This is a genomic window from Streptomyces sp. MCA2 (assembly GCF_023544705.1).
In the GTDB taxonomy this organism is placed as follows: Bacteria; Actinomycetota; Actinomycetes; order Streptomycetales; family Streptomycetaceae; genus Streptomyces; species Streptomyces decoyicus.
Map to the genome: position 1 here is coordinate 32,238 of NZ_JAMJFM010000054.1, position 26,861 is coordinate 59,098.

The window sequence follows — 26,861 nt, forward strand, 5'->3', positions numbered from 1 at the left end:
ACTCACTCCTCGTAGTCGGGGCCCGTCACGCTACCGCGCGCGGGCCATGCGGCGTACTGCCGCAGCCCGTACAGGAGTGGGGTCTGTCCGGCCGTGGCGAGGGCGCCGACCCGGAGTACGTGCCCGAGGACGACGGTGTGGTCACCGACGTGGAGCGTGCTCACCACCCTGCAATCCCCTACGGCGTGGGCGGCGTCCCGTAGATGCGGGCCGCCCGCGGCATCGGGCAGGTGCCACGGTGTCGCGCGGAACCGGTCCGGGTCACCGGAGGCGAACAACTCCGCCACGTCCTGTGCCGTGTGATGCAGGAGGTTGACGCTGAATGTCCCGGTGCCCAGCAGTGCGTCCAGCGTCGGGCTCGTGCTGCGCAGACAGACCAGCAGCGTGGGCGGCGTCAGGGCGACACTGCACAAGGAGGAGCAGGTCATGCCCCACGGCCGCCCCGCCGTGTCCAGCGCGCCGATCACCGCGACACCGGTGGGGAAAAGGGACATCAGAGCCCGGAACTCCCGCTCGCTCGCGCGCTGTTCCTGGGCGGCCGCTTCAGGCGTCGTCATGCGAGAGCAACTCCTCGGACTCGGGGAACGGCGAGCCGGCGCTCCTGCCGTACCGCCTCTCGACCAGCGACAGCAGCGGCCCGGTGGCGGCGGTGGTGATCAGCGCCATCAGTGCCAGTACCAGGAAGAGGCCGGGGGTGAGGATCGCCGCGGAGACCCCCGCCTGGAGCACGGCGATCTCGGTCAGCCCTCTCGTGTTCATCAGCACCCCGATGCGCAGCGCCGGGCCGGTGGGCAGGCCGGCGGCACGTGCTCCGGCCCAGCCCCCGGCCACCTTTGCCACGAACGCGAGCAGCAGGGCCAGGGCCAGGGTCGCCCAGGAGAATCCGCTCGGCCCCTTGGTGCCCAGCGCGAGCCCGGTCGTCACAAAGAACACCGGAACCAGCAGCCGCCCGATCCTCGCCACGGCGCGCACGGACCGGGCCCACGGCCCCTCCCCGCCGTCCCAGGGGACGGCCAGCCCGACCAGTACGGCGCCGTAGATCGCGGTGAGTCCCGCGCGCTCGGTGGCGAGGGCGGCCGCGACCGCCACCGCACCGAGCACGGCCCCGGTGGCGGCCGGCCATCGTGCGCACAGCGCTGACACGGCCTTCCGTCGCAGCACCAGCCGCAGGGGTACGACGGCCAGCGCGCCGCCGACGATCACGGCAACGGCATGGCCGAGCCGTCCGCCGTCGCCGGCCGCCGCCACCAGTGCACCCGTCAGGATCAGCCAGGTCAGCGCGTCGATGGACACGGCGGTGAGGACGGACAGCCGGCCCTCGGTCGATTCCAGCAGGCCCCGGTCGGTGAGGATCCGGACCAGCACCGGCACAGCGGTGACCGCGAACGCGGCGGCGAGCAGCAGCACCAGCGCCGCGGGCGGCGCCGCCCCGCGTTCCAGGGGAAGGTCGCGCCACAGCACCCACGCGGCAAGGAACACCCCGGCCACCAGACCGGGCGCCAGGGAACCGGTCAGCAGCCACGCGTACGAACGCGGCGTCACCTCGCTCCGGCGCGGCCGCACGGTGTGACCGGCACCCGCGAGATACAGCGCGAGACCGGCCACGCCGATCGTGTGCAGATACCCCATCGCGTCCGGCGGCAACAGCCCCGTGGTGACGCGGGGCCCGGCCACCGCCGTGAGGGCGGGCACGAGCACCAGCCCGAGGGCGATCTCACCGATCACCGGCGGCTGGCGCACCAGTCGGGCCGCCCCGGCGGCACAGCGGGCCACGACGAGTACGCCCGCCAGTGCCGCCGCGGCCTGGAGCACGGCCACCACGTCAGCGCATCCCGGACAGGTACTCCACCTGGCTGGGCAGCGTGTCCAGCAGGGTCTGCGCCTGTTGGCGGACCCGTTCCAGCTCGCGCCGGGCGCGGCCGGGGTCGAAGAGATCCAGCGCGGGCGGATGGTGCAGCGGAATCCCGCCGAGCCCGAGGACCATGCACACATACGAGTAGGGCTCGAATGCGTGGTAGTACGGGTACGTGCTGTCGTTGTCCGGCAGCTTGCGCTGCCACTGTTCGAGGCGCAGCGCCATGTCGTCGGGCAGCGGCCGGCGCTTCGCGTCGCGCCAGTAGTCGTTGTCCGCACGGGCAGCGCCCCGGTAGTGCAGGATCAGAAACTCACGGACCCCCTCGATGGCCCTGGCCGTGCTGAGGTTGTAGCCGTCGCGCAGCACCGGATCCCGGTCGGCGCCGGGGAAGTACCTGACGAGTTGTTCGATCGCGTGCTGGATCAGGAAGATGCCGGTGGACTGCAACGGTTCCACGAACCCGGCGGACAGGCCTATGCCCACGCAGTTGTTCACCCAGGCACGACTGCTGCGTCCGATCCGCATGCGGATGTGGTTGGCCTCCAGGCCCTCCGCCCTGGGGCCGACGAAGTCGCGCAGCGCCCGCTCGGCCTGGGCCGGCTCGCAGTACTCGCTCGCGTAGACGTATCCGGTGCCGATCCGGTCGTACAGCGGAATCGTCCAGATCCACCCCGCGTCCTGGGCGGTGGCCGTGGTGCACGGCCTGATGCCCTCCCGTGCGGTGTCGACCGGGACCCGCAGGGCCACCGCCCGGTCGTTGGGCAGGGAGTCCTGGAAGGAGAGGAACGGCTCTTCCAGTGCCTGGCCGAGCAGCCTGCTGCGGAAGCCGGAGCAGTCGACGTACAGGTCGGCTCGCAGCTCCCCGGTCTCCTGGGTGAGCAGGTGGTCGATCCCACCGCGTGCGTCGAGCCGGACGTCCACCACGTCGTCGATGATCTGGCGGACACCGCGCTTGACGGCGTACCGGGTCAGAAAGTCCGCGAGCAGGGAGGCGTCGAAGTGGTAGGCGTAGGGGAATTGGGTGTTCTGCTCGGCGAGAGTCGTGCGGTAGAGGGGGCGGTCGGGACCTTCGGCGAAGTCCTGCTCGAAGAGCCGGCCGTCCCTGTGGCGCGGTGAGGCCTTGGCGTCGCAGAGCCAGGGGATCAGAAAGCAGTCCCGGTCGAACCGGCTCGTCGGGCCGACCCGCTGCCACCAGTCGGTGAGCGGCACCCCGTCGACGACTCGCATCCGTTCGAACGGGTGGTAGAAACAGTCTCCCGGTGCCCGCCAATTCTCCAGCCGCACGGCTAATTTGTAGGTGCCGTTGCACTCCGGCATCCAGTCCGCCTCGCTGAGCCCGAGGTAGTCGAAGAAATGCCGGACCGTGCTGAAGGTGGCCTCCCCCACCCCGATGGTGCCGATACGCCGGGACTCCACGACCGTGACGTCGATGCTGTCCGCGAATGCCGCCCGCAGGTAGGAGGCAGTCATCCACCCCGCCGTGCCGCCGCCCAGAATCACCACGCTCTGTGTCATGACCTTGACTCTAGGTTCGACCGCGATGCGGCGTCCTCAGCACATCGAGCCGATCGCGGCAGGTGCGCATGCCGAAAGCACTAGTCCGAAGTAGCCAGACGGACCTGCGGAACATGCCCCGGGAACGTGGCGGAAAGTAGTGCCCTCGTCACACGGGGCGCGGGAGAAGATGTGATTTGTTCGATTCGGACGACTATGCGAGGCAACCCATGGGTGCAGCTCGATCCGAACAGACGCCGGCACCCGGGGGCGACGGACTTGCGGAGAATCCCGGACCTCTGCGCATCTTTCTCATCGATGACTCCAGCCTCGTGCACGCCGGGCTGGTCCATGTCTTCCGGAACCTTCCCGACCTCAGCCTCGTCGGCAGCGCACGGGACAGCACCACCGCACTGGACGCCTGCCTCGACACCTCGCTCGACGCGCTCGTCGTCAACGCCTCCTGCCGCTCCATCGACGTCGCCCATCTCGTGCACCGGGCGGCCCACTACTGCGACACCGGCGCCTCCAGAATGCTGCTGCTGACCAACGACGTCGATGACCCCCTCTGCCTGGAGGCGGACAAGCTGGGCGCCGGAGGTGTGGTGCTGACCTGGGAAGCACCGGGACATCTGGTCTCCGCCCTCAGGCTCGTGGCCCGGGGATACCGGATCTGCCCACCGGGCTGCGGCAGGTCGCGCCGCGCCACCCCGCCGGGGCAGCTGGTCCGGCACGAGGCGTTCGAACTGCTCACCCTGCGCGAGCGCCAGGTGCTGCAATTGATGGCACGCGGAATGAAGAACGTCGAAATCGCCGCCGAACTGGTCGTGAGCGAAAGCACGGTCAAGACGCATGTACAGAATCTGCTGGTCAAGCTCGGCCTGCGCAATCGTGCCAGCGCCGTCGCGGCCGCCTACGAACTGGGCATCGCGCGGGCCGGGATGACGGGCCGCCGGCCGTGACGACAGCCTCATGGACATCGGCACCGCCCATCGGCCTCGGCCTCGCCATCGGTGCCGGCACCGGCACGAGCACCGGCACCGGCACCGGCAAAGCCGCACGACCGGACCGCTCCCCTCAATCCCGGCTGCTGAACGCCAGACGGATCCCCAGCCCGACCATCACCACGCCCGACGCACCACCGATGCAAGACAGCCGACGAGGCGAACCGGACAGCCAGTTGCGTGCCGTGCCGGCGAGCAGCCCCCACGACGCGTCGGAGATCAGCGCGATCAGCACACAGATCGCCCCGAGCAGGAGCAGTTGCAGCGGCACATGGCCCGCAGCGGGATCCATGAACTGCGGCAGCACCGCAGTGAAGATCAGCAGCCCCTTCGGGTTGCTCACCCCCACCACGAACCCCTCCCGCAGGATCCGGCCCGCGCTTTCGGTCTTCGGCGTGCCATCGTCGGACACCGCCAGCAGCCGGCGGTTGCGCCACGCCTGAACACCCAGATACACGAGGTACAGCGCACCGGCGAACTTCAGCAGCGAGAAGACGAGCATCGAGCGCTCGACGATGCTCCCCAGCCCGAACGCCACCAACGCCACCTGCACCAGCAGGCCCGCCTCGTTTCCCACCGCCGTGAACACCGCGGCCCGCCGCCCGAGCGCGACACCACGGCTGACGACGAACAGGACGCTCGGCCCCGGCACAGCGATCAATACGGCCACAGCGGTCACGAAGACGGCAAGACGGTCTAATTCGATCATGACCACAGGTTACCCACCGCATTCACTGCGTGATGTGGTTTCCGGTGTGCTGGTGGGGTGAGAGCGACCGGCGGTGCAGCCCGCCTCGGCGGGGCTCCTGTCGTGCGGTGCGTCCGCCGGGGCGTTGCGGGGGCGTCACCCCGGGATCAACCGCTGGGGCGTGCATGACGGGGGGTCAAAAGGCCCTCGCTCACGAACGCTACTGTCGGAGCGACGCCCGTGGCCGACAGCTCAAGGAACCCATGCGTATACAGGCAGCTCTGGTGGAGTCCCCCGGTGGCCCGTTCACCATCCGCGACCTCGATATCGAGGCACCCCGGCCGGACGAGATCCTGGTGAGAATCACCGCGGCGGGCATCTGCCACACCGACCTCAGCACCCGGCAGATCTGGACGCGCAGTCCCATGGTCTTCGGCCACGAGGGGGCCGGCGTCGTGGCGGCCGTCGGCGCGGCGGTGACCACCGTCGCCCCCGGCGACAGTGTGTGCCTCAGCTACCGCAGCTGCGGTAGCTGCGGACAGTGCGTGTCCGGCCACTCCAGCTACTGCGAGACGGGCATCAACGCCCTCAACGCCAGCGGTTCCCGGACCGATGGCAGCACCGGCCTCTCCCGCGCCGGTGCGCAGGTCTTCGGCAACTTCTTCGGACAGTCCAGCTTCGCCACCCATGCCCTCGCCTACGAGAGCAACACCGTCAAGATCCCTGCCGACTTCCCCCCGGTCATCGCCGCTCCGCTCGGCTGCGGCGTACAGACCGGGGCGGGCACGGTCCTCAACGTCCTGCGGCCCTCGGAGGGGTCCTCCGTGACCGTCTTCGGCGCGGGCGGTGTGGGGCTGAGTGCGGTCATGGCCGCCGTCGCGGAAGGCTGCACCGTCATCGCGGTCGACCCTGTCGGCTCCCGGCGGACGGTGGCCGAGGAGCTCGGCGCCAAGGCGGCGCTCGACCCCAGCGCCGTCGGCGATGTCGCCACGGCCGTCCGCGATCTCACCGGCGGAGGAACGCACCACGCCGTCGACACCACCGGTCAGCCGGCCGTGGTCTCCCAGGCCCTTGCGGCCCTGCGGCAGCAAGGCACGCTGGCCCTGGTCGGGGTCGGGGCGCGGGCCGAGTTCGACATCATGGCCGTGCTGACCAAGGGCATCCGGATCCGGGGAGTGATCGAAGGCGACGCGGTGCCCGCCGAGTTCATCCCGCGCCTCATCGGTCTGCACCGGCAGGGCAAGCTCCCGGTCGAGAAGCTCATCACCGAATTCCGCTTCGACGACATCGAGGCGGCCGCGCAGGCCGCCTCCGCGGGCCGGGCCATCAAGCCCGTGCTGACCTTCGGCTGAGCCGGCCCGACCGCCGCGGGATGCCGGGCCGGAGACTTGCCCGGGTCACCGGCCGACCGCGGCAGCCGCGATGGCCTCGGTCCGGCTACTCGAATCGCGCGACGTCGCCTGCCCCTCGGCGTACGATCTCGGCGTCGCCGCCGGAGAAGTCGATCACCGTGGTCGGCTCGGTGCCGCAGTCGCCCGAGTCGAGCACTGCGTCCACCACGTGGTCGAGCCGTTCCTTGATCTCCCACCCCTGCGTCATCGGCTCCTCCTCGTCCGGCAGCAGCAGGGTGCTGGAGAGCAGCGGCTCACCGAGCTCGGCGAGCAGGGCCTGAGTGACGACATGGTCCGGGATCCGGACTCCGACGGTCTTCTTCTTCGGGTGCCACAGCTGGCGCGGCACCTCCTTGGTGGCGGGGAGGATGAAGGTGTAACTGCCGGGCGTGGCCGCCTTGATCGCGCGGAAGACGTCGTTGTCGATGTGCACGAACTGCCCGAGCTGAGCAAAGTTCTCACACATGAGGGTGAAGTGGTGACGGTCGTCGAGGTTGCGGATCGACCGGATCCGGCTGATGCCGTCGCGGCTGCCCAGCTGGCATCCCAGCGCGAAACAGGAGTCCGTCGGATACGCGATGAGCGCGCCGGAGCGGATGCTGTCGGCCACCGTGCTGATGGTGCGCCGCTGGGGGTTCTCGGGGTGCACGTCGAAATACTTCGCCATCCGCCGAGCCTACGTGATCCGGCCACTCGCGCCCACGTCACAGGTCCGGCAGGACCGGCCGGCACCTGGAGGCGTCGGCCGGTCCGCCGGTCCGCGATGCGGGCGGCCCGGGGGCACCGCTGCTACGGCGCCATCTCGTACGCCCCGGCCAGGGCCTCGACACGCTCCCAGACGCGCGTCGAGCGGGCGTCGTCGACGACCGGACGCCGGACCGCGTCCAGTGCCCAGCGCTGCTGTGCCTCGGTGGCGGAATCCTTTCCGTGCAGCTCGACGGCGTGCGCGGAGAAGTCGCGTACGAGGACGGCGAACAGCTCGTCGAGCACGTCGGCGTCGAGACCGGTCAGGCGCGCCTGCTCCAGGATCAGCTGGCCGTGCACGACCAGCGCGAACAGCTGGCCGACGGCGAGCAGCAGGTCGAGGTCGCGGCTCTGCTCCTCGCCGGGGGCGGCGGTGGTGACGAACTCGCAGAGGGCGTCCGCCTGCTCCCGGAAGCGGCCGACGTTGGGCACCTCGGCGTAGGCGTCGTAGGCGGTGCGCCAGTCGTGGAAGCGGATGGCGCCCAGGCCGCGGGCCGGTCCCTGCCGGAAGAGGAACGCGTCGTCGGCCGCGTCGAGGCGGGACGGCACCGCCTCGTAGTCGGCCGCGTTCAGCAGATGGTTGCTCATGAACTTGAGGATCAGGGCGAGGTTGACGTGGACCGTGCCCTCCAGCTTCGGCAGGCCGCGGATCTCGGTGGCGGCCTGGGCGAAGTAGGTGTCCTTCTCGAAGCCCTTGGCCGCGATGACGTCCCACATCAGGTCGATGACCTTCTCGCCCTCGGTGGTCACCTTCATCTTCGTCATCGGGTTGAAGAGCAGGTAGCGGCGGTCGTCGGGGCCGGCGGAGCGGAAGTAGTCGACGGCGCGGTCGCTGAACAGCTTCATCCCGACGAGGCGGACGTAGGCATCGGTCAGCTCGCGGCGGACATGCGGGAAGGCGGTGACGGGGCGGCCGTAGAGGATGCGGTTCTGCGCGTGCGTGACCGCCTCGTACATCGCGTGCTCGCAGATGCCGATCGAAGCCGTGCAGAGGTTGAACTTGCCGACGTTGACGGTGTTGAGGGCGGCGTCGAAGGCGGCGCGGCCGGTGTGCAGGATGTCGTCCGGGCCGACGGGGTAGTCGTCGAGGCGGAACTCACTGACGTACTTCGAGGAGTCCACGACGTTCTTCACGAGGTGGTAGGCGGGGTGGCGGCTGTCGGCGGCGAAGAAGACATAGCCGTCCGGGCCCTCGATGTCGGTGCGGCGGCCGAAGACGGAGACGAGCCCGGCGGCGTTGCCGTTGCCGATGTAGTACTTGGAGCCGCTGGCGCGGAAGCCGCCGGCACCGTCGGCGTCCGGCTCCAGCAGCATGTCGGTGGAGTAGATGTCGGCGCCGTGGGACTTCTCGGACAGGCCGAAGGCGAACACCTCGCCCTGGGTGAGGAGCTCGGCGGCGCGGCTGCGGGCGGCGGCGTTGTCGCTCTGCCAGACCGGGCCGAGGCCGAGGATGGTGACCTGCCAGGCGTACCAGTAGTCGAGCCCGTAGAAGCCGAATATCTCGTTGAGGGCGGCGATCCGGGCGGTGTCCCAGCGCTTGTCCTGCTGGCCGTCGGCGGCGGAGGCCGGGGTGAGGAAGGTCGCGAACAGCCCTTCCTTGGTGGAGAACGCGAGGAAGTCCGCCAGCCAGGCACGGGAGCGGTAGTCCTCGATCAGCCGGCGCTTGCCGCGCTCCTCGAACCAGTCGACGGTGGCGCGCAGCAGCCTGCGGGTCTCGGGGTCGAAGTGCGCCGGGTCGTAGGTGTGCGGGTTGAACAGCAGCTGGTCGGCCATGGATGTTCGCCTTTCCGGTTCGGGGGTTGAGGGACGTGGAGGGAATGCTTCGGGGCCGTGTCGGTGGACGGCGGGGTGGGGCGGACAGGCGGTTCGTCGGCGCCGGTTCAGCGCGCGGAGCCGAGTCGGTGCAGGGTGGCGAGTACGTCGTCGAGCCAGGCGAGGGTCATGCGCTCGTACGCGATGCCGCCGCGCAGCACGACGTGCTGGAGTTCCTGCCCGGCGTCGGGCGTGGCGGGGGCCTCGGGGCCGGTGAAGTCCCGCCGCTCCCCCGCGAGATAGTGCGCGAGCCGGTCGGTGTGCGCCTGGTGGTGGCGCTCGACCTCGCGGATCAGCGCGGCCGGGTCGTCGAAGGCCGCGCCGCGGATCTTCACGGCGAGCTCGTGCCGCACGCTCTCGGGTTCGATCGGCTCGTGCAGCCACTGGGAGAGCGTGGCCCTGCCGGGGGCGGCGACGGAGTACTCCTTCTTGTCCGGCCGGGCCTGTTGCGGCACCTCGCGGACGTCGAGCCACCCGTCGCTCTCCATGCGCTTGAGGACGCGGTAGATCTGCTGATGGGTGGCGGTCCAGAAGTATCCGATGGACCGCTCGAACCGCCGGGCCAGCTCATAGCCGGAGCCCGGCTTCTCCAGCAGAGAGACGAGGATCGCGTGTTCGAGCGCCATACCCCGATCCTTCTATGCAACGAGTTGCATAGACAAGGGGCACCGCCGGGGTGAGACACGGCTCACCCGGGCGGGGTGCGGCTCCTCGACTACTGCCCCCGTTGGTGCCGGCCCATGACGGGCGGGCGGTGTCGTCGGTTACTCCCCGACGGCTCCATCGGCCAGCTCGCGGGCGATGTCGAGGTGCCCTACGTGCCGGGCGTACTCCTGGAGCAGGTGGAAGAGGATCCAGATCAGGGTGGGACGGTCCTCGTCGGCCGGAACCTTTCCGCCGAGGGTGGCTGCCTGGTCCTCCAGCCGTGCCGCGGTGACGATGGCGCGGGATCGTGCGCAGGTCTCCTGGAAGAACTTCTTGACGTCCTCGAACGTTTCGCCGGAGTCGACGTGCCACGGCCCGGGGCGTTCTTTGAATTCGGCCCAGGGCTCTTCGATGTGTTCCCCGTTGAAGCCCCATTGCAGCCAGCGCAGTTCCACGCAGGCCAGGTGCTTGAACAAGCCCAGTGGCGACCAGCCGGTGGGCAGCCGGCTGTTCCTCAACTCCGCGTCGGACATTCCCTCCACCTTGCGCAGCACGGCGTCCCGGTAGAAGTCGAGGTAGCCGGTCAGAAGGTCGGAGGGGCTGGTGAGAGTGACCGGAGGCTCTACGGCTGGCTCGATCTTGTGGACCATGATGAGGACCTTAAGGAGGGGAAAGTGAACTGTCCAGTGATGTGTCCGTGCAGTGCCGTTCCCTGGGAGTTCCCCGAAGGGCCGCATGCGGTCCGGCGGCATGCCGCGGGGCCCGTCGGCGGAATGCACCGACGGGCCCCGGAGTCAGTCGCTCAGCACTTCGTATCGAGGACGTGGATCCCGGGCAGAATGCCTTCGATCCGGTAACAGTGGTTCTTGTCGGCCTCGTTGATGTACAGCGGCTGTGAGCCTCCCGACCAGTGCACGGTGACCGTGACCCCGGTTGCCTCAGCGGGGAAATAGGCCTTCCAGGAATCCCCGACCGGCCGGTAATTGTGGCAGTAGTTCTTCTTCTCTATGCCCTCCGGGCCCTTCCACTCGTAGCAGGTGTCGATGAGGGACGCCGCCTGGTGGTCAAACTGGAGGTAGTTGTCCGAGGCGGCAGTGGCGGAGGGGGCCGTCAATACCGCACCGGCCAGCGCCAGGCCCAGGGCGGCCGCGCCGTATGCCAGGGAACGCTTCTTGCTTCGCACGCTGGAGTTCGCCTCTCGCTTCGATGGTCCGGGCATTCCCTAGCACTCCTTATCAGTGATCGCCGGGCTACCCGTGAGACCGCTCAGCACGTAGCAATGGTTGCGGCTCAGGTCCGTTATCTGCGGCGACACATTGCCGCCACCGACCTGCGCGAGCACCGTCACCTCGACCCTGACGCCCTGGGCGTCGTCGGGGATTTCCACCCGCCAGTCCGTGCCCTTGGGCTTTCCTCTGTCGCAGGAGTCCGGGGTCGTCGAGGACTGCCAGTGGTAGCAGGTGTCGACGAGATACCAGCCGTTGTTGGTGAAACCGATGTACTTGCCCGAGCCCGCGGCCGCGGCGGACGGTGCGGTCATTGCTCCGCCGGCCAGCGCGAGGCCCAGGGCGGCAACGCCGTAGGCCACCGACCTCTTGTAATTCCGCACAGGGTGCCCCTTCATGAGTTTCTGGTGAGCGGAACCGGCGCTCAACTCTGCTCCTTCTTCAGCAGTTCACCGCACTTGACCACGTCGGTGCTCACCCGCGCCGCCTCGGCGAGAAGGATTTCGGTGCGCAGTCCCGTGATCTTCGCGCCGCCGAACTTGCCGCCCTGGATCGTCACATCGGAGGTTCGCTGTTCCGTGTCCTTGCCCATCATCAGCATTCCCCGCTCGCCCGGCTTCACGGTGATGCGGATGTCGCCGGCCTTCGTCTCGGCATTGGTCTCGCTGTACTGCGCGGAGGCGCCGATCTTCAGCACGTCCTTGACCAGGGTGAGATCGACGTTGCCGCCGACGTTCCAGCCCCAGGTGAAGGTTTTGCTTCCGCTGAGCGTCTGGTTTATCTCCCCCTGCCCGGTACCGCAGTTCTCGATGGGGCCGACGCCCATGGCGTCATTTCCCACGTCGAACCACTTCGTCACCTGCTTGCTTTCCACGGGCTTCTCGGCGCACGAAACACCGCTGTCCTTGCACTGTTCCAGTGCGCTCTTGACTTCTTCCGCGGAGTCCACCTTGTAACCGTTGTCGTAGGTGACGGAGGGGGTTGCCTCCGCCATCCACTTATCGGTGTGGCCGTTCACCTGGGCGAGGCCGGCGTCTTGCGCGGCCGCCGATGCCATGGGCGCCACCAGGAACAGCGCGGCGGTGACGGCACCGAGGGCGATACCTGCTCGGGATGCGGATGTGGAGATCAACGTTTTCCTCACTCTGTTGCTGACGGAAACTCTTCCGGCGGAGAGCGCCGCACCGGCGCTCTCCGTGATACCTGCCTTCAGCAGCCCGTTTCCTGAAGCTTCGGCCGGTCGGCGAGGCCGGTTATCTCGAAGCAGTGGTTCTTGTTGGTATCGATCACCGCTGCGGAGTCCACCGTGGCGTAGTCCACCACGCTGATGCTGAGATCGATCATCGCGCCGGTCGCTTCCGCGGGGAAATACGCCTTCCAGGTCTGGCCCACCGGCTTGACGTTGTGGCAGTAGTTCTTGCCCTCGGCGCCACGCCACTTGTAGCAGGTATTGGCGAGGACGCCGCCGTGGTTGGTGATCTGGATGTAGTTGTCGGATCCCGCATAAGCGGCGGGAGCGGAGAGTACGGTTGAGAAGCACGCGGCACCCGCCGAAAGAAGACCGAATACGGCCCGATGGCTGATCTTCACGGTTACTACTCCCTCTTGCACTGGCTGGTGACGTCGAAAGAATGCGACGCCGTGAAAGGTGAGTAAGTCATGCCAAGGCCGCCGAATCAATTGATTGCGGCTAAGACTTCGGTACCCGGAGACCGCCCTCCCGGGACAACCACGAGGAATGCCGGAAGAAAACCGGAACCACGGCTTGGGACCACGAGGACCACGAGAACCACAGGGCTTTGTCCCTGCCGACCACAGGTCCGATGACGACTGCCGACGGACATACCGAAGGCCCCTCACCTTCCGATGAGGGGCCTTCAGGGTCGGTCGCGGAGCCGGTGGCACCGTGCTCAGGAATCTGCCGGGTCGCTCCCCCTGCGGAACCTGGCCGCCTCGGCCATCGCGGCCGCCAGGTGCGGGCGCCCGGTGATCCCGAGCTTGCGGTAGGCACCGGTGAGGTGGGTCTCCACCGTCCGCAGCGTGACGACGAGCAGTTCGGCGATCTGCTTGTTGCTGTATCCCTGAGCCGCCAGTGTGCTGACGCGCTCTTCCCCTGCGGTCAGCGCGCGGATCCCCTGCCCACCTGCTCTGCTGACCCGGCCGCCGGCGAGGTGCAGCCGCTCCCCCAGCCGTGTGGCGAGCGCCGTGGCACCACAGCCGACGGCAAGGTCCAGCCCCTCGCGCAGTACACCGCGGGCACCTCGTCTGTCGTCCTGGCGCAGCAGTGCGACACCGAAGTCGTGCAGGGCGCGGGCGAGTTCGAGGCGTGCGGGGGTGGGGCCGAGCACGCTCACGGCTTCGGCCAGCAGGTCCAGCCCCTGGCGGCCAGGCGTCACCGTTCCCGCCACCCGTAGCGCCACCCCGAGGGCACGCGGGATCCGGCAGCGGCGGGCGAGATCCAGTTCCTGCTCGGCCAGCTCATGGGCCGACTTCGCGTCCCCCAGCGCGAGATGGGCGGCCGCGGCACGGGAGCGCCATGGAGACATCGTGGGGCTGACCGTCCCGGCGGCGTCGCAGTGGTGGCCGCACTCACGGAGCAGCGAGAGCCCCGTGCGCAGATCGCCCTGAGCGATCCGCAGCGCCGCCAGGCTCATCAGGAACCGGGGCCGCTCCCACGCCACTTCGGCCTGCCCCGCCACGGCATGGGGGACCGCGACCCGCTCGGCCGCCTCGATGTGGCCCTGCGCGAGAAGGGCATCGATCCTGATCGTGTCCAAGGTCAGCGCGTACGGGGGCCGGCCGGCGGAGGATGCCTGGTCCGCCGCGGCCTGCGCCGTGTCGAGGGCTTCGGTGATGTTCCCGCGGCGCAGCGCCAGCCCTGCCTGGTACAGCAGCAGGGAGGAGACGAGCAGTTCCATGCCCTTGCCCGAGATCTCCCGTGTCAGATGGCGGTTGAGCCGGTCGGCCGTATCGAGCTCGTCGAGGTACAGCAGCGTCTGGGCGACGAAGTAGTGCAGCGGGAAGAGGTCATGGGAGAACGCCGGCAGATTGACGGACGCGCGCTCGATGAGACCGGCGATGTACGGGGCGGGCAGGGCGGCGCGCAGAGCACGGAAGGCACGGATGGCGAGCAGCTGCCGTTCCCCCGCGGTGCGGTCGGCCAGGTCGTCGTCCGTGCCGGGGGCCGGCGCCGGGGCGGGGCCGACGGACGGCCGCTCGAACTCCATCCACGAGCGCAGCGCGGTCATCCGCAGCGCCAGCTCCCGGTCGGCGGCCCCGGAGCCCGCGGTGTGCCGGTCGCGCAGTGCCGCGATCTTCCGGTCCACGCTGGACAGGTCCGTACGGGAGCCACGGGAGAGCAGCAGTGAGTAGGCCAGCACGCCCAGGGCGTCGCTGCGGGCCGTTTCGTCGGTCAGTTCCTCGAGCGCGCCGGTGACACAGGAGATGGCCAGCGCGGCGTCGTAATGGCTGGCCGCCGTGCCCAGTTCGAGGAGTACGCGGGCGCGTTCGGGCAGGTCCAGCGGCTGGTTCAACGCGGCGTGCAGATAGGTCACGGCGGTCTCCGGTGCGCCACGGCGTAAGGCCTGGGTGGCTGCTCTGCGCAGAGCCGGCAGGACCCAGGAGCCGTGTACGGGGCCGGCCGCCAGCAGATGGGCCGCGACTTCCTCGTCGGGACGTCCGCTGAGGCAGGACACCTGGGCCGCCCGCGCATGGCCGACGCCGAGTTCCTCGGGCGACAGCGTTCCCAGCACCGTGTCCCGGACGACCGGGTGGGTGAAGCGGAGGTCGCCGTCCGCCCGCAGCAGGCCCAGCGACCGCAGATCCTCGGCCGCGGAGAGCACCACGGCCCGTCCTGTCCCGCAGTACGCGGCGAGCAGCTCGGGCGGTTTGCGGTCGCCCAGGAAGGCCAGCGCCCGCGCCAGCGCCACGACTTCGCCGGACGCCTGGCAGAGCCGGTGCGAGATCTCCCCGCCGAGCGTCGACAGCAGGACCGTGGGGATCCGGTCCCGGAATGCCGCGGTCGGCTGCGCCCCGTTGCGCTGTGCCTGGTGGAGCAGGGCGCGGACGAACAGCGGGTGCCCGCCCGTCGCGGCGTGACAGGCGGCGCAGAAGCCCTCGTCGGGCGTCTCCGCGTCCCACAGCGTCCGCACCAGCTGCCGCACCCCGGATACGTCGAGCGGCTCCAGGTCGAGGGTGTGGCAGTTCGCGGGACGGACGAGTTCGGCGAACAGCGGATCGAGCCTTTTCACCTCGCCGCTGCGGGTGGTCACGGCGATCAGCACCGGGTGGCTGTCGGCCCGTCCGACGAAATGGACGAGCCATCGCAGGGACGGCTGGTCGATCCACTGGAGGGCGTCGACCGCCAGGAGGAGAGGCTGCCGGCGGGCGAGCCGGGAGACGAGCGCGTCGAGTTCCCGCAGCGTCGATGCCGTCACATCGGCCGCCTCCGGCACGGGGTCCGTGGCGGCGGCGTCGTCCAGCGCCCGCAGCGTGGCGGCAGCGGAGCCTTCCAGGAGACGTGCGCGCTCGGTTTCGGAGACCGCCGCCAGCAGCGGCTTGAACAGCTGCCGCACCGCGCCGAAGGCGAATTCGCGCTCCAGGGGATGGCAGCGGGCCCGGAGCACCCGGAACTGCTCGTTACGTTCCCACCAGGTGCTCAGCAGGACGGACTTGCCGATCCCGGCCGGCCCTTCGAGCTGGACGACGCGCGGCCGGCCGGACAAGACGTCGGCGGCCACGGCGTCGAGGGCAGCGAGCTCGCGTGCACGCCCCACCAACGGCCAGTCGTCACCGCATGCATCACGGGAATGTCCGAACGTCACGGGTTGGTCAACTCTCCTCTGTTCCATCTGGCTTTCGAGACGTCGCGATGACCACCGCGGTTGCTTGATCCGGGCGACCGGATGTACCCGGCCGAAGGATCCGCCGGAGAGACGTGCGCCCGGGCGGAATGCCGCGGTCCGTCACGGGAGGCGGGTACCCCGCACGCGCGCCGCCGCCGACGGCATACGCTGCTGCCCCTCTCACCGGACGGACTCCAGGAGGCGCGGCATGACGGACGGAACCACTCGAGGCACGGTGACCGGCCGGCCGCGCAACAGCCGGCCGCCGGAGGCGCGGGCCGCCTTCGGCGTGGGCGTCATCGTCCTCGCCCCTCAGGGGCAGGTCCTGATCGGCCGGCACCGCGCCGGGACCTGGGAACTCCCGGGAGGCAAGATCGACCCGGGCGAGAGTGTGCCGGCCGCCGCCGCACGGGAACTGCACGAGGAAACCGGTCTGCATGCCGAGCCGCACGCCGTCCGGGTCTTCGCGATGCTGCACGACGACGTCCAGGGCGTCCACCGCATCACGATGGCCGCCGTCGTCACCGCCTACACCGGCACGCCCTACGCGGCGGAGCCCGACAACGTCGGCGACTGGCAGTGGCACGACCCCACCGGCCTGCCGGGCCCGCTGTTCACGCCCTCCGCCCAGATCCTCGCGGCCTGGCGCCCCGACCTGGACATCGAGGTACCGCCCCCGCACTTCTTCGGCATTGCGGCGCCCGTGTCGCACCACGACCGCCGGGAATCTCCGGACGCCGACGGGAGCCGCCGCGTCTGACAGTTCCCGCAGTTCCCGCCTTCGTGTGCAACCACCGCGCAACGTTGCAGGGAGTTAACTGGGGCACTGCCTCTGTGGCGGCTCGGTGACCACGATCCGGCCCCTTCCGGGCCGGTTCGCCGCCGTCCCGGGGTGGCGTCCGTTGTGGCCGGTCAAGGGAGGAACGGCACGTGTACCGACAAGAGACCAACAACCCGCTGGTCAGCTGCTGTGCGAAGAAGCCGGGGGGCATCTGATGGGCGGCGGCGAGGGGCAGGAGGCGGCCGGGGGCGCTGCCCCGGAGGGCGCTTCGCGTATCGCGCTCAGCGCGGCGGCGACGGAACTGCTGCGCCTGCTGCACGATCAGCACGGCCCGCTGATGTTCCACCAGTCCGGCGGCTGCTGTGACGGCAGCGCGCCCATGTGCTACCAGGCCGGGGAGTTCCGCACGGGTGCGTCGGATGTGCTGCTGGCCCGGCTGACCGTGGAGGGCGTGCCGGAACCGGTCGGGTTCTGGATGTCGGCGGACCAGTTCGAGCGCTGGCGGCACACCCATCTGACGGTGGACGTCGTACCGGGGCGGGGCAGCGGCTTCTCCCTGGAAGCGCCGGAGGGCGTCCGCTTCCTGATCCGCTCGCGGTTGCTCACCGAGGAGGAACGCGCAGGGCTCGACGGCTGAGACCGAGCGGGCGGGCCGGAGCGCACGGATACCGGCCCGGGGACACAGGGCCCGGGGACACAGTGAGGCCCCACGCACGGGGGAGAGCGTGGGGCCTCACTAGTGATAACGGGTGGAAGGGGCCGCAGGTTCCCTCATGGTGAATATTTCGCAAGAAAATCTTGTGCGAGGTGTGCGCGCCCGGACTCCGTGGCGCCGCTCAGGCCTCGTCCTGCACCAACCGCTCCAGCATCGCCTGGAAGTCCGCATCCGCCACCACCCGCAGCCCGCCGCCGTCCGGCTCGCTCAGCGGGGTCATCACGCCCCGGCGCCACCAGAAGACCCTCGGGCTGATGGCGCCCGCCGCTTCCTCGTGCCCGGCCGCCGCGAACTGCGCCATGGCCTGCAACGCCGGGACGACCTGGGCATCCTGGATACGGTGGAACGCCAGCTGGTGGCGGAAGGGCAGGGCGACCAGCGCACCGTCCGGGGTGAGCTCGGTGCCCATGAGCCGCTGCACCAGTTCGTCCAGTACCAGCACCCGGCTCGCGGTGAAGAAGGAATCGCCGAGCAGCACCTCGAACGCCGAACCGTCGCCGCGCCGGACGGTCTCGTGCCCCTCGACCGGCAGGGCGCGCAGATTGTTCATCGCGCGGATACGCAGCTCGGCCACGTCCCCGAGGTCGTGGAGCGAGTCCTCGCTCAGCATCTGCACCGCCTCGGGCAGATCGAGGGCGAGCACCTCCCGCAGCCCCGGTGCCGGCGCGCGGCCGTAGCGGAAGGAGTCCGAGGCGGGCAGCGTCTCCTGGGCGACCACACGGGGGTAGAGGCAGGCCCGGATCTCGTCCGCGCTGAGGATCTCCAGCGGCTGCGGGCCGTCCATCGTACGGAGCACCTTGCCGACGTGATCCCGGATCAGCGCGGGCCAGCTGCGCTCACCGCGCCGGTCGCGGTGGCACACCGCGGCGAGGTTGCCGAGGCCGAACTGCCGGCCCGCGGAGTCGGTGACCACCCCCGCGTACGCGGTGACTTCGAGCCCCTGTTCCGCGAAGGCCTGCCGGACCTGTGATCTGAAGACGCCGCCTTCGCGCTCGGAGAAGAAGCCGAACTCCCCGTCACGTGCCAGCTCGCGGGAATCCCGCTTCGGTCCTCGGCGGAACAGGCCCATCTCTTCCTCCCGGCAGCGGCCACGCACAACGGCCTTGAATGGGCCGATCGTAACGGGTGCCGCACCGCCCTCGTCGCCCTGCCGCTCGGCTGCACACGGCTGTGACCGGCGGAGGGAGACGGGGCGGTGGGGCCGGGAGGGGCGAGGGGGCGGGCGTCGAGGGGAGACGCTCAGCCGCCGATGCTGACGTCGATGCAGGCGTAGAAGGCATTCGCGGTATCGGCGATGTTCCAGACCGCGAGGATCTTCTGCTTGCCCTTGAGGGAGCCGAAATTGACGGTGTGCGAGACGGTCTCGGGTGGCTGGGCACCGCCGTCGTTGAATTCGGCGACCTTCTTTCCGCCGACGAAGTACTGCCAGGTGCTGGTGGAGTGACGGGCCGTCAGTCTCCAGTTGAAGGACTGGGAGCTGCCGATCGGAGTGACCTTCCAGCCCTTGGCGTCATCGTCGAGTTCGGCGAACCGGCTGTTGCCGCCACTACAGCTGGTCAGCCCCTTGGGCCCCTCGACGCTCTGCGGCTCCCATTTGACGGGGCCGCACTCGATGGTGCCCGCGGCACACTGCGCCTGCCGGCTCGGCGGCGAGGACACATAGCCGTGCGCGCTTGCCGGACTGACCGGCAGGGTGACGACGAGCAGCGGGGCGATGCCCGCCCCGATGGCGAGGGCCAGCCTTCTTCTCCTGTGCATGACAACCCTTTCGCGAAGGAGACCGCCACGCGAGAACGGCGGACCCGACGCCGCCGACGGCGCCGAACGTCCGCCCCGGGATGCCTCGTTGAGTGTGGGGTGGATGACGCGAGGGTGTACTGATTGGTCTAGACTTTACTCGCTGACCGCGTACGGTCAAGAGTTGCGGAGCCGCTGCGGCTCTCACCCATGGGGGAAGCGGTCAGCGGACCAAGAGGCAGCGGTCAGGGGGCCGAGGGGGCGCCGACCGGTGCGCTGGAGGCCCGTACGACCAGCTGCGGTGCGAGCCGGACCGTGTGCCGTGGCCCCGGCTCCCCTCCGGCCGGGCGCCGGCTCAGCAGACGGGCGGCCTCGGCGGCCAGTTCGCCGACCGGCTGGCGGACCGTGGTCAGCGCCGGATCGGCGAGTCCCGCGAGCGGGATGTCGTCAAACCCGGTGACGGCGACCTCGCCCGGTACGTCCGCGCCCAACTGCCGCAGACGTTGCAGCGCGCCGGCGGCGATGAGGTCGTTGGCGCAGATCAGGGCATCCGGCCGGGACGGCCAGACACGGTCGACGGCGGCCCGCCCCCACTGCACCGAGAAGTCGCCGAGTTCGACGCGGCCGGGGGCCGTGGGGTCCAGCGCCCCGGCGCCCGCCTCGTAGGCCGCGCGCCGTTCGACCGCCGCCGACGCGGTACCGGCGGCGCCGACGAAGCACGGGCGGCGGCGGCCGGTGGCCGCCAGATGACCGAGAACGAGGGCCATCCCCGCCGCGTTGTCGACGGCGACGGAGTCGGCGACGCCGGGGCCGCATCCGCGGTCCAGCAGCACCAGCGGCACCCGGGCGGCCGCGCTCGCCACCGCCTCCCGGCTGCGCCGCTCGTCGACCGGTATCAGCAGCAGGGCGTCGACCTGCCGCCCCAGGAACGCGCCGATCCGGGCCGCCTCGGTCACCGGGTCGTCGTCGCAGTCGGCGAGGAGCACGGCCCGGCCCTCGGCGTGCAGGGCGTGCTCCAGCTCCCGGACGAGGGAGGGGAAGAACGGGTTGGTGATCTGGGGCAGAACGAGTCCGACGGTGCCGGTGGAACGGTTGCGCAGGGCGCGGGCCACATGGTTGGGCCGGTAGCCCAGCCGCTCGGCCGCCTCGCGTACGGTGCGGGCGGTCTCGGCGCCGACCGGACGGGTGCCGGCCAGGACGCGGGAGACCGTGGCAATGGAGCAGCCCGACGCCAGCGCGACATCCTTCAACGTGACTTCGGCCACCGTCTCCCGGCTCCCTTCGCTCGGCCCACCCGAACCGGAGGGAGCATACGCCCCTTTGAACGCCTGGCAATCGTTGTCCCATAGGGCGCGGATTCACCGGCCGCGCCGCTCACCCTTCCTCCCGATAAGGGGTGGAAGGCCAGAGATTGAACCGTTGACAACCGGCCGGTCCATGGGTCAAGTTTCCGGAGAACGTTTTCCCATGCTGCTCGCCCGTCGGCTGACCCCACGCCCGGGCTCACCATGGGTGACCGCCGGGCGCGCTGTGCGCCGGAGCCCATGCCGGCCCGCGCACACCACCACATCACCGCTTTTCCGAGCAGCAGAGCAAAGGGGCTCCTCCGTTGGCCAGAAAGATCATCCTCGACTGCGACCCGGGGCATGACGATGCGATCGCCATGCTCCTGGCCCATGGCAATCCCGATGTCGAGCTGGTCGCCGTGACGACCGTGGTCGGGAACCAGACGCTGGAGAAGGTGACCCGCAACGCCCTGTCCGTGGCGCGCATCGCCGGGATCACGGGCGTGCCCTTTGCCGCCGGCTGCCCGCGTCCGCTGGTGCGGTCGATCGAGACGGCGCCGGACATCCACGGCGAGACCGGCCTCGACGGCCCGGACCTGCCCGAGCCCGCCATCGAGCTGGACCGCCGGCATGCGGTGGACCTGATCATCGACACGGTGATGTCCCACGAGCCCGGCGAGATCACCATCGTCCCGACCGCGGGCCTGACCAACATCGCGCTGGCCGTCCGCAAGGAGCCGCGGATCGCGGAGCGGGTCCGCGAGGTCGTCCTGATGGGCGGCGGCTACCACGAGGGCAACTGGAGCGCGGTCGCCGAGTTCAACATCATCATCGACCCCGAGGCCGCGCACATCGTCTTCAACGAGACGTGGCCGGTCACCATGGTCGGCCTGGACCTCACGCACCAGGCGCTGGCCACCCCCGCGGTCGAGGAGAAGATCGCCGCGGTCGGTACCGGGCCCGCCACCTTCGTCCTGGAGCTGCTGGACTTCTTCCGCGAGGCCTACCGCGAGAACCAGGGCTTCGACCACCCGCCGGTCCACGACCCGTGCGCGGTCGCGTATGTGATCGACCCGGACGTCATGACCGTGCGCAAGGCCCCGGTGGACATCGAGCTGCGCGGTGCGCTGACGCTCGGGATGACCGTGACGGACTTCCGTGCGCCCGCCCCCGACGACTGCACCACCCAGGTCGCGGTCAAGCTCGACCACGAGCGGTTCTGGAACCTCGTCGTGGACGCGCTCGAGCGGATCGGCGACGTCGAGGCATGAACGTTTCCACCACCCAGCGCCCCGTCGAGGCAACGGACGGCGGCGGCTCCGGCGTCCGGATAGGCGTCCTGGTCGCGGCGCTGCTCGCGGCGTGCTTCGCCTTCCAGCTCAACGCCAGCATGCTCAGCCCCGCGCTGAAGAACATCGAGGATTCGCTCGGCGCCAGCTCCGCGGAGATCGGCCTCACCCAGACCGCGTTCTTCACCTCGGCGGCACTGTTCTCCCTGTTCCTCCCGCGGCTGGGCGATGTCATCGGCCGCCGCCGGGTACTGGCCGGCATGCTCGGCCTGATGGTCGTCGGATGTGTGGTCGCCGCGCTGGCGACCAGCGTGCCGATGCTGTTCGCCGGCCGGGTCATCCAGGGGGTCTGCGGTCCGGTCGTCCCGCTCTGTCTGATCATGCTGCGGGTCGAGGTGAAGGAGCCGAAGCGCTACGGCACCCTGCTCGGCGTGATCACCGCGGTCAACGGCGGTATCGCCGGGGTCGACTCCCTGGCGGGCGGCTACCTCGCCGACCGCCACGGGTTCGGGTCGGTCTTCTGGGCGATGGCGGTCGTCGCGGCCCTGGCCACCGTGCTGGTCGCCACCCTGACGCCGGAGTCGAAGGCGCCCACGGCGACCCGTATGGACTGGCCCGGGGTCACGCTGCTCGTCGTCTCCGTCGGCTCGCTGCTGACCGCGCTCAACGAGGCGGGCAAGCTGGCCGCCGCGAACTGGCCGCTGATCGCCGTCCTCCTCGTGGTGTCCGCGGCCGCCTTCGCCCTGTTCTGGCGGACCGAGAACCGCAGTGGGCACCCGCTGGTCGCCACCCGGCACCTCAAGCAGCGCGCGACGTGGGCGACGTTGCTGACCACCGTGCTCACCATGACCGGTGTGTTCGCCGTCATGAACGGGCTGATCCCGGCCTTCGCCCAGGACGCCCAGGCCGGTCTCGGCATGAGCGCCGAGGCCTCCGCATGGTGGACGCTGTCCCCGTACGCGCTCGCCGGGCTGGCCATGGGCCCGCTGGCCGGCCGCCTCGCCGCCACCTTCGGCTACGGCCGCATCCTGCGGTTCGGCCTGGTCGGGTCGGTGGCGACCGTCGTCCTGATGCTGCTCACGATGGACAGCCATTCGCAGGTCCTGCTGCTGGTGACGTCCATCCTGGTGGGCGTCGCCTACGCGGGCGTGGCCAACATCGTCCTCAACGGGCTGGGCATCGTCCTCTCCCCCAGCGAGAACCCGGGCTTCCTGCCCGGTCTCAACGCGGGCGCGTTCAACCTCGGCGCGGGCCTGAGCTTTGCGCTCCTCTACGCGGTCAAGACGGCCGCCACACCGACGGACCCGTCGTCGGCCGGCGGCTACACCGCAGGCATGATCGCGGGCGTGGTCATTCTGACCGCGGCCATCGCGACGTCCTTCCTGATCCCGAAGCCGGTGGCGGCCGAAGCCCAGAGCTGAGGCAGCCGTCGGCACCCCCCCGCCCGCCGACCGGATGCCGGTCGGCGGGCGGCGGTGTGCCGGCGGAAGGGTGCGCGGACGTGCCCATGCGGCATGCCATGGTGCCCGTTGCGGCAGGCCATGCTCTCCGCGTGCGCTTCAGTGGCGTCCGTGTGCGGTGTCCGCGGCCCCGCCGAAGAGCCGGGCCACGGCCCGGAACGGCAGGGTGACGACGGTGGCGAGGGCGCCACCGATCGACCTGAGCACATCTGCGATCGCCGTCAACATACTGAGCCTCCCTCATGGCGTCCGGCAACGCGGGATATGCGTCGCCGTCGGCCGGTTCGATCGGTCGGGTGCTGCCCGCCGAAGGAGTAGGTCACCAGGTCATTCCGGTGCCGGTTTTTCGGTCCCGCGCAGGATGGCGCCGAGGCCGCCGGACGGCGCCCGCTCGGGGTCACGGACCACCACGACGTCGGCGCCGGTCGCGGCCGCCGACCGCACCAGGGCGTCATCCGCCCGTGCGGCGACCGGATGCTCCTCGCCCAGAGACGTCAACTCCGTACCGCGCACGGCAAGTTGGTCCGCATCCGAGCCCACCCAGATATGCCGTGCGATGTCCGCGCCGTGCGGACTGACCAGCAGCGTGTCGATCCGGTGTTCCCGGGCCGCTTCGACCAGGGCGGGGATACCTGCGGCGGCGTGCGGGGCGCTCTTGTTCCCGGGCCCGGCGCCCGTGCGGAAGCGGTCCGCCACCTGCGCGACATGTTCGCGTTCCTGGACCGCCCTGACGTGGGCGATGTCCCGGTCCACCAGCGCGCTCTCGGCGCCGGGCGCACGCCCGCCGTGCTCGCTCTCGTAGGTGAGGGCGCGCAGCGGTTCGGGCAGCTTGTCGTGGACCGAGTGGCGTTCCCGCGCCTCCCCGACCAGGAGGACGGCCTCGGCGCCGCTCTTCTCGAAGGCCTCGCGCACCGCGTCGGCGATCTCTGCGGCGTTGTGTTCCCAGGTGTTCTCCACCTTGGTCTGGAAGTGCCGTTCGGACGGGTCGCCCGACGAGGTGCGGTGGAGGGGCCAGTCGGCACCGCTGACCTGGCCGGCGTCCTCGGTGCCCCGTTGACCGAGGACCGCGAAGTCCGCTCCGGCCCGGTCCAGACGGACCACGAGGCAGACAGGGTCGTCGCCGATCGCCGCCAGCAAGGGGGTGACCCGGGGCACCGGGCCCCAGGCCGCGAAGGGGAAGGCCGGGGGTCCGGGAAGGGGGGTGTCGAGCACGACCGCACCGTGGGCGGCGAACAGCGCCCGCCCGGCGTGCGCCCCGCTCTCGCCACCGCGCCACGTGAGCAGTGCCTCGTGCACCGCGCCACAGGTGGCCTCGTCCGCGCCGAGCGCGAACAACTGCGCCGTGGTGGCACTTGCCGTCAACTCTTGTTGTTTTGCGGCGTCCTCGGTGCTCTGCGGGATATTGGCATAGACGGATGCCCAGGGGCCTGGCCGGTCGATAACCGGTTTCAGGAGCGAGAGTCGCATGGTGCTGCCTCCTTGGCTTCCTCGGATTCCGCGGATTCTCCCGTTGTGCGAGGGGCTGTCGTCGGTTGCGGCCGGCTGTCGTCGGTGTGGGGTGGGCTGACATACGAATTCCCGTTCCCGAAAGGCGTATGCATGGCGGGCATATGCATCTGCCGTCACGTTCCGCGCATGCCCGGACGGTTTCCGTGTACATGCTTGAAACAGCCGCCGCCGGGTTGTTAGGGCTGAGGGACCAGGGAAACTGGGAGTAACGCGTCGGGTCGGCAGGGACCCGTAGAGCCGGAGGCACCCATGGTCATGGAACACGGCACGGACAAGACCGGCCCCGCCCGGGACGACGTCATGAAGAAGCAACTGCGCGGGCAGATGACCGCGGAGCGCTCCCTGCGGACCGATGAGGAGCATGAACTCCAGCCGGCGGGCGAGGACCAGCCGGTGGCGGCATGGTCCCCCGAGAGCGACTTCAGGGGCGGCACGCCGAACGGCATGACCGAGCAGGACGTGGGGCTGCGCTCCGAACTCGCCCAGCACCTCGGGCGAAGCCTGTATCCGGCCGACAAGAACTCGGTCATCGAGACCCTTCGGCAGAACAACGCACCGGACCGGCTGGTCGCCATGGCCGAGCGGCTGCCCGCACACGAGCGGTTCGGCAATGTGCAGAGCATCGCCGAGGCCGTCGGCATCGCGACCGAACACCGACGCGCCTGAGCCCGGCTCCGTCTCCTGGCGCTGCCGCGAGGCACCAGGAGGCGGACAATTGGTCGTACAGGCACCGGCCGCACCCCGCGGCCGGGCCACCGGACGGGAAGAGGGAGGGCGGTCATGTCCGACGACGCGATGGGCGACGAGGTCTACCAGCCGCCCAGATCCGATCCCCAGGACAACCCCAACGACCTCGACATGGAGGACGCCCTGGACGAGCCGGATCTCGATCAGACGCTGGACACGGGCTACTCGCCTCCGGAGCGGCCCTTCGTGGTGAATCACGACGGGACCACCGCGCAGGAACTGCATGACCGCGAGACGCTCGACCATCGGCTGGCCGTGGAGGTACCGGACGTCTGCGCACCCGACGGCGACGGTATCGGCGACCTGCCGGACGGGGTCGGTGAACCCACGGACCTGGAATGCGGTGAGGAGCGGGCGGGTCGTCTCGTGGGCTCCGACGAGGGTTTCTGGCGCGGGGGCAGCAATGACATTTCCGCCCGGGATGTCGGCATAGACGGCGGCGCCGCTTCGGCGGAGGAGGCGGCGGTGCATATCGCCCGGGACAATGCGGGGGACGGGGAGCCGGAGAGCGGATAGGCGGATAGCCCCCTCCGCCGGGCCGGATTCGGCAGTACCGTCGGAAGAATTCACAGCGTCGGACAGCGCACACGCGCACACATTGTTCCGGTCGCCCGGCCTCAGAGCATGAGGGTGAGGGCGTCGATACCGTGCCGGCGCAGCAGACAGCGGCGGATATTCGAGCGGCGTCGGACAGGGAGAATCTCCACGCCTTCACGCCTTCACGCCTTCGTGCGCGTAGGAATTGCGCGGCGTAGGAATTGCGCATACCGATCACGATGAGAGCCTTTGCCGAGCCGATATGGCAGGCGTCCTCTCGTCGGCCCTGGGCGGGCTTCTCCCGGACCGCGCCCGCGGCCCGCGTCAGCGGACCGCCGTGTGGCAGGCAGGGATGCCAGCGGGCCTCTGGCCGTGCCCCTCAGGCCGCTCCGCGCCCCGTGGCCTCCTCGGCGGCGGTCTGCTTCAGGGTCCGCCCGCTGAGCACGGACCGGGCCCGCCGCGGGTCGGGGGTACCGCGCCGGCCGGCCCGGTCGTCGTTCTCCTTCACCAGCAGCCAGGCCTCCCGTTCTCCGGGGCGCTCGCCGGTACGGAAGCGGGTGAGGGCGTAGCCGCCGTGGAGTTTGCCGCCGTCGAGCCAGAAGGAGGCGTGTCCGTCCTCCAGGGCCTGGCCGAACGACAGGGTGCGGCCCTTCTTCTTCCCGGGCAGCGGGCGATAGGTGCCCCGGTCCCAGACGATCACGGTGCCCCCGCCGTACTCCCCCGCCGGAATGACCCCCTCGAAGGCGAGGTACTCCAGCGGATGGTCCTCGGTGGGCATCGCCAGCCGCTTGTCGTGCGGGTCGGTGGACGGGCCCTTGGGAACGGACCAGGACTTCAGCACGCCGTCGACCTCCAGCCGGAAGTCGAAGTGCAGGGTGCTCGCGTCGTGGATCTGCACGACGAAGGACGGCGCCTCGCCCGTGGAGGTCCGGGTGCCCGGTGGCTCGCGGGTCCGGTCGAAGTGCCGTTTCCCGCGGTACGGCGTCAGCCCGTCCTTGCCACCCACGTGCCCCGCCTGCCCTTCGTGCCGATGGCCGCATCTCTCACTGTCGCGCGCGGCGGCCGGCGGCGCATGTGCGGACGCGCCACCGGTGCCC

27 protein-coding genes are annotated in these 26,861 nt (G+C 70.2%); 8 read left to right on the forward strand and 19 right to left on the reverse strand.

The annotated features are described in order from the left end of the window. Window positions 1-2: 2 nt before the first annotated feature. From M8I34_RS33250 to M8I34_RS33260, 3 genes are read right to left on the reverse strand one after another with little or no spacing between them, the layout of a single operon-like run. The gene (locus tag M8I34_RS33250) at window positions 3-557 is read right to left on the reverse strand and encodes a flavin reductase family protein (protein ID WP_250055970.1); all 555 of its coding nucleotides are present in this window, start codon (window positions 555-557) and stop codon (window positions 3-5) included. Beyond that, on the reverse strand, window positions 544-1,818 hold the full coding sequence (locus M8I34_RS33255; RefSeq protein ID WP_250055972.1) for a cation:proton antiporter: 1,275 nt from the start codon (window positions 1,816-1,818) through the stop codon (window positions 544-546). Before M8I34_RS33255 ends, M8I34_RS33250 begins: the two co-directional genes overlap by 14 nt. Before the next feature lie 4 nt (window positions 1,819-1,822). Beyond that, window positions 1,823-3,370 carry a tryptophan halogenase family protein gene (locus M8I34_RS33260; RefSeq protein WP_250055974.1) on the reverse strand — a complete coding sequence of 516 codons (1,548 nt, stop codon included), beginning with the start codon at window positions 3,368-3,370 and terminating at the stop codon, window positions 1,823-1,825. Between the two features lie 209 nt (window positions 3,371-3,579). Between M8I34_RS33260 and M8I34_RS33265 the strand changes: the two genes are divergently transcribed. Further along, window positions 3,580-4,311 carry a response regulator transcription factor gene (locus M8I34_RS33265; RefSeq protein ID WP_250055976.1) on the forward strand — a complete coding sequence of 244 codons (732 nt, stop codon included), beginning with the start codon at window positions 3,580-3,582 and terminating at the stop codon, window positions 4,309-4,311. A 115-nt stretch (window positions 4,312-4,426) separates the two neighbouring features. On the opposite strand, the gene M8I34_RS33270 is transcribed toward M8I34_RS33265, so the two are convergent. Beyond that, window positions 4,427-5,062: a LysE family translocator gene (locus M8I34_RS33270; protein WP_250056032.1), complete on the reverse strand. Its 636-nt coding sequence runs from the start codon at window positions 5,060-5,062 to the stop codon at window positions 4,427-4,429. A gap of 242 nt (window positions 5,063-5,304) precedes the next feature. Between M8I34_RS33270 and M8I34_RS33275 the strand changes: the two genes are divergently transcribed. Continuing rightward, window positions 5,305-6,393 carry an NAD(P)-dependent alcohol dehydrogenase gene (locus M8I34_RS33275; protein WP_250055978.1) on the forward strand — a complete coding sequence of 363 codons (1,089 nt, stop codon included), beginning with the start codon at window positions 5,305-5,307 and terminating at the stop codon, window positions 6,391-6,393. Window positions 6,394-6,478: 85 nt separating this feature from the next. Here the strand turns inward: M8I34_RS33275 and M8I34_RS33280 are convergent, their stop codons facing one another. The 9 genes from M8I34_RS33280 to M8I34_RS33320 all read right to left on the reverse strand — a co-directional run bounded on the left by M8I34_RS33280 (window position 6,479) and on the right by M8I34_RS33320 (window position 15,682). Further along, window positions 6,479-7,099 (reverse strand): L-threonylcarbamoyladenylate synthase, encoded by a 621-nt coding sequence (locus tag M8I34_RS33280; RefSeq protein WP_250055980.1) that lies wholly within the window; start codon window positions 7,097-7,099, stop codon window positions 6,479-6,481. Between the two features lie 122 nt (window positions 7,100-7,221). Next, the gene (locus M8I34_RS33285) at window positions 7,222-8,949 is read right to left on the reverse strand and encodes an acyl-CoA dehydrogenase family protein (RefSeq protein ID WP_250055982.1); all 1,728 of its coding nucleotides are present in this window, start codon (window positions 8,947-8,949) and stop codon (window positions 7,222-7,224) included. Between the two features lie 107 nt (window positions 8,950-9,056). Further along, window positions 9,057-9,614 (reverse strand): PadR family transcriptional regulator, encoded by a 558-nt coding sequence (locus tag M8I34_RS33290; protein ID WP_244417411.1) that lies wholly within the window; start codon window positions 9,612-9,614, stop codon window positions 9,057-9,059. Window positions 9,615-9,752: 138 nt separating this feature from the next. Continuing rightward, window positions 9,753-10,283: a DinB family protein gene (locus M8I34_RS33295; RefSeq protein WP_250055984.1), complete on the reverse strand. Its 531-nt coding sequence runs from the start codon at window positions 10,281-10,283 to the stop codon at window positions 9,753-9,755. 152 nt (window positions 10,284-10,435) lie between these two features. Then, window positions 10,436-10,852, reverse strand: a complete 417-nt coding sequence (locus M8I34_RS33300) for a hypothetical protein (protein WP_250055986.1) — start codon at window positions 10,850-10,852, stop codon at window positions 10,436-10,438. A gap of 3 nt (window positions 10,853-10,855) precedes the next feature. Then, window positions 10,856-11,242: a hypothetical protein gene (locus M8I34_RS33305; RefSeq protein WP_250055988.1), complete on the reverse strand. Its 387-nt coding sequence runs from the start codon at window positions 11,240-11,242 to the stop codon at window positions 10,856-10,858. Window positions 11,243-11,283: 41 nt separating this feature from the next. Beyond that, entirely contained in the window at window positions 11,284-11,991 is a 708-nt protein-coding gene (locus M8I34_RS33310) for a hypothetical protein (RefSeq protein ID WP_250055990.1), read from the reverse strand. Between the two features lie 77 nt (window positions 11,992-12,068). Next, on the reverse strand, window positions 12,069-12,449 hold the full coding sequence (locus M8I34_RS33315; protein WP_244417416.1) for a hypothetical protein: 381 nt from the start codon (window positions 12,447-12,449) through the stop codon (window positions 12,069-12,071). A 320-nt stretch (window positions 12,450-12,769) separates the two neighbouring features. Further along, complete coding sequence (locus M8I34_RS33320) at window positions 12,770-15,682, reverse strand: AAA family ATPase (protein ID WP_250055992.1); 2,913 nt, start codon at window positions 15,680-15,682, stop codon at window positions 12,770-12,772. Between the two features lie 229 nt (window positions 15,683-15,911). Between M8I34_RS33320 and M8I34_RS33325 the strand changes: the two genes are divergently transcribed. Both M8I34_RS33325 and M8I34_RS33330 read left to right on the forward strand, forming a co-directional pair. After that, the gene (locus tag M8I34_RS33325; RefSeq protein ID WP_250055994.1) at window positions 15,912-16,463 is read left to right on the forward strand and encodes an NUDIX hydrolase; all 552 of its coding nucleotides are present in this window, start codon (window positions 15,912-15,914) and stop codon (window positions 16,461-16,463) included. Between the two features lie 235 nt (window positions 16,464-16,698). Beyond that, window positions 16,699-17,121 carry a DUF779 domain-containing protein gene (locus M8I34_RS33330; RefSeq protein WP_250055996.1) on the forward strand — a complete coding sequence of 141 codons (423 nt, stop codon included), beginning with the start codon at window positions 16,699-16,701 and terminating at the stop codon, window positions 17,119-17,121. Window positions 17,122-17,320: 199 nt separating this feature from the next. On the opposite strand, the gene M8I34_RS33335 is transcribed toward M8I34_RS33330, so the two are convergent. The 3 genes from M8I34_RS33335 to M8I34_RS33345 form a co-directional block, all read right to left on the reverse strand. Continuing rightward, window positions 17,321-18,268, reverse strand: coding sequence for a hypothetical protein (locus M8I34_RS33335; RefSeq protein ID WP_250055998.1), 948 nt, complete (start codon window positions 18,266-18,268; stop codon window positions 17,321-17,323). A gap of 170 nt (window positions 18,269-18,438) precedes the next feature. Continuing rightward, the gene (locus tag M8I34_RS33340; protein ID WP_250056000.1) at window positions 18,439-18,957 is read right to left on the reverse strand and encodes a lytic polysaccharide monooxygenase auxiliary activity family 9 protein; all 519 of its coding nucleotides are present in this window, start codon (window positions 18,955-18,957) and stop codon (window positions 18,439-18,441) included. Between the two features lie 224 nt (window positions 18,958-19,181). Then, window positions 19,182-20,201, reverse strand: a complete 1,020-nt coding sequence (locus M8I34_RS33345) for a LacI family DNA-binding transcriptional regulator (protein WP_250056002.1) — start codon at window positions 20,199-20,201, stop codon at window positions 19,182-19,184. A 344-nt stretch (window positions 20,202-20,545) separates the two neighbouring features. Between M8I34_RS33345 and M8I34_RS33350 the strand changes: the two genes are divergently transcribed. Together M8I34_RS33350 and M8I34_RS33355 are read left to right on the forward strand one after the other, a co-directional pair. Continuing rightward, on the forward strand, window positions 20,546-21,493 hold the full coding sequence (locus M8I34_RS33350) for a nucleoside hydrolase (RefSeq protein ID WP_250056005.1): 948 nt from the start codon (window positions 20,546-20,548) through the stop codon (window positions 21,491-21,493). Then, window positions 21,490-22,932, forward strand: a complete 1,443-nt coding sequence (locus M8I34_RS33355) for an MFS transporter (protein ID WP_250056007.1) — start codon at window positions 21,490-21,492, stop codon at window positions 22,930-22,932. Before M8I34_RS33350 ends, M8I34_RS33355 begins: the two co-directional genes overlap by 4 nt. Before the next feature lie 138 nt (window positions 22,933-23,070). Here M8I34_RS33355 and M8I34_RS41500 read toward each other — a convergent pair whose 3' ends face one another. After that, the gene (locus M8I34_RS41500; protein ID WP_284051089.1) at window positions 23,071-23,199 is read right to left on the reverse strand and encodes an LPFR motif small protein; all 129 of its coding nucleotides are present in this window, start codon (window positions 23,197-23,199) and stop codon (window positions 23,071-23,073) included. Between the two features lie 99 nt (window positions 23,200-23,298). After that, window positions 23,299-24,438, reverse strand: coding sequence for a Vms1/Ankzf1 family peptidyl-tRNA hydrolase (locus M8I34_RS33360; RefSeq protein WP_250056009.1), 1,140 nt, complete (start codon window positions 24,436-24,438; stop codon window positions 23,299-23,301). 291 nt (window positions 24,439-24,729) lie between these two features. On the opposite strand from M8I34_RS33360, the gene M8I34_RS33365 reads away from it, so the two are divergent. Beyond that, window positions 24,730-25,146, forward strand: coding sequence for a DUF2795 domain-containing protein (locus M8I34_RS33365; RefSeq protein ID WP_244417426.1), 417 nt, complete (start codon window positions 24,730-24,732; stop codon window positions 25,144-25,146). A 114-nt stretch (window positions 25,147-25,260) separates the two neighbouring features. Next, window positions 25,261-25,743 (forward strand): DUF5709 domain-containing protein, encoded by a 483-nt coding sequence (locus M8I34_RS33370; protein ID WP_250056011.1) that lies wholly within the window; start codon window positions 25,261-25,263, stop codon window positions 25,741-25,743. Between the two features lie 400 nt (window positions 25,744-26,143). Here M8I34_RS33370 and M8I34_RS33375 read toward each other — a convergent pair whose 3' ends face one another. Further along, window positions 26,144-26,770: a DNA polymerase ligase N-terminal domain-containing protein gene (locus tag M8I34_RS33375; RefSeq protein ID WP_250056013.1), complete on the reverse strand. Its 627-nt coding sequence runs from the start codon at window positions 26,768-26,770 to the stop codon at window positions 26,144-26,146. Window positions 26,771-26,861: the final 91 nt, after the last annotated feature.

Excerpts from the sequence above, each read along its gene's own strand:
- M8I34_RS33250 (WP_250055970.1), bottom strand. The coding sequence starts at position 557 with ATGACGACGCCTGAAGCGGCCGCCCAGGAACAGCGCGCGAGCGAGCGG.
- M8I34_RS33275 (WP_250055978.1), top strand. The coding sequence starts at position 5,305 with ATGCGTATACAGGCAGCTCTGGTGGAGTCCCCCGGTGGCCCGTTCACC.
- M8I34_RS33355 (WP_250056007.1), top strand. The coding sequence starts at position 21,490 with ATGAACGTTTCCACCACCCAGCGCCCCGTCGAGGCAACGGACGGCGGC.
- M8I34_RS33285 (WP_250055982.1), bottom strand. The coding sequence starts at position 8,949 with ATGGCCGACCAGCTGCTGTTCAACCCGCACACCTACGACCCGGCGCAC.
- M8I34_RS33300 (WP_250055986.1), bottom strand. The coding sequence starts at position 10,852 with ATGCCCGGACCATCGAAGCGAGAGGCGAACTCCAGCGTGCGAAGCAAG.
- M8I34_RS33370 (WP_250056011.1), top strand. The coding sequence starts at position 25,261 with ATGTCCGACGACGCGATGGGCGACGAGGTCTACCAGCCGCCCAGATCC.
- M8I34_RS33280 (WP_250055980.1), bottom strand. The coding sequence starts at position 7,099 with ATGGCGAAGTATTTCGACGTGCACCCCGAGAACCCCCAGCGGCGCACC.
- M8I34_RS33290 (WP_244417411.1), bottom strand. The coding sequence starts at position 9,614 with ATGGCGCTCGAACACGCGATCCTCGTCTCTCTGCTGGAGAAGCCGGGC.
- M8I34_RS33260 (WP_250055974.1), bottom strand. The coding sequence starts at position 3,370 with ATGACACAGAGCGTGGTGATTCTGGGCGGCGGCACGGCGGGGTGGATG.
- M8I34_RS41500 (WP_284051089.1), bottom strand. The coding sequence starts at position 23,199 with ATGTTGACGGCGATCGCAGATGTGCTCAGGTCGATCGGTGGCGCCCTC.
- M8I34_RS33330 (WP_250055996.1), top strand. The coding sequence starts at position 16,699 with ATGGGCGGCGGCGAGGGGCAGGAGGCGGCCGGGGGCGCTGCCCCGGAG.
- M8I34_RS33335 (WP_250055998.1), bottom strand. The coding sequence starts at position 18,268 with ATGGGCCTGTTCCGCCGAGGACCGAAGCGGGATTCCCGCGAGCTGGCA.
- M8I34_RS33295 (WP_250055984.1), bottom strand. The coding sequence starts at position 10,283 with ATGGTCCACAAGATCGAGCCAGCCGTAGAGCCTCCGGTCACTCTCACC.
- M8I34_RS33325 (WP_250055994.1), top strand. The coding sequence starts at position 15,912 with ATGACGGACGGAACCACTCGAGGCACGGTGACCGGCCGGCCGCGCAAC.
- M8I34_RS33360 (WP_250056009.1), bottom strand. The coding sequence starts at position 24,438 with ATGCGACTCTCGCTCCTGAAACCGGTTATCGACCGGCCAGGCCCCTGG.
- M8I34_RS33340 (WP_250056000.1), bottom strand. The coding sequence starts at position 18,957 with ATGCACAGGAGAAGAAGGCTGGCCCTCGCCATCGGGGCGGGCATCGCC.
- M8I34_RS33365 (WP_244417426.1), top strand. The coding sequence starts at position 24,730 with ATGGTCATGGAACACGGCACGGACAAGACCGGCCCCGCCCGGGACGAC.
- M8I34_RS33270 (WP_250056032.1), bottom strand. The coding sequence starts at position 5,062 with ATGATCGAATTAGACCGTCTTGCCGTCTTCGTGACCGCTGTGGCCGTA.
- M8I34_RS33265 (WP_250055976.1), top strand. The coding sequence starts at position 3,580 with ATGGGTGCAGCTCGATCCGAACAGACGCCGGCACCCGGGGGCGACGGA.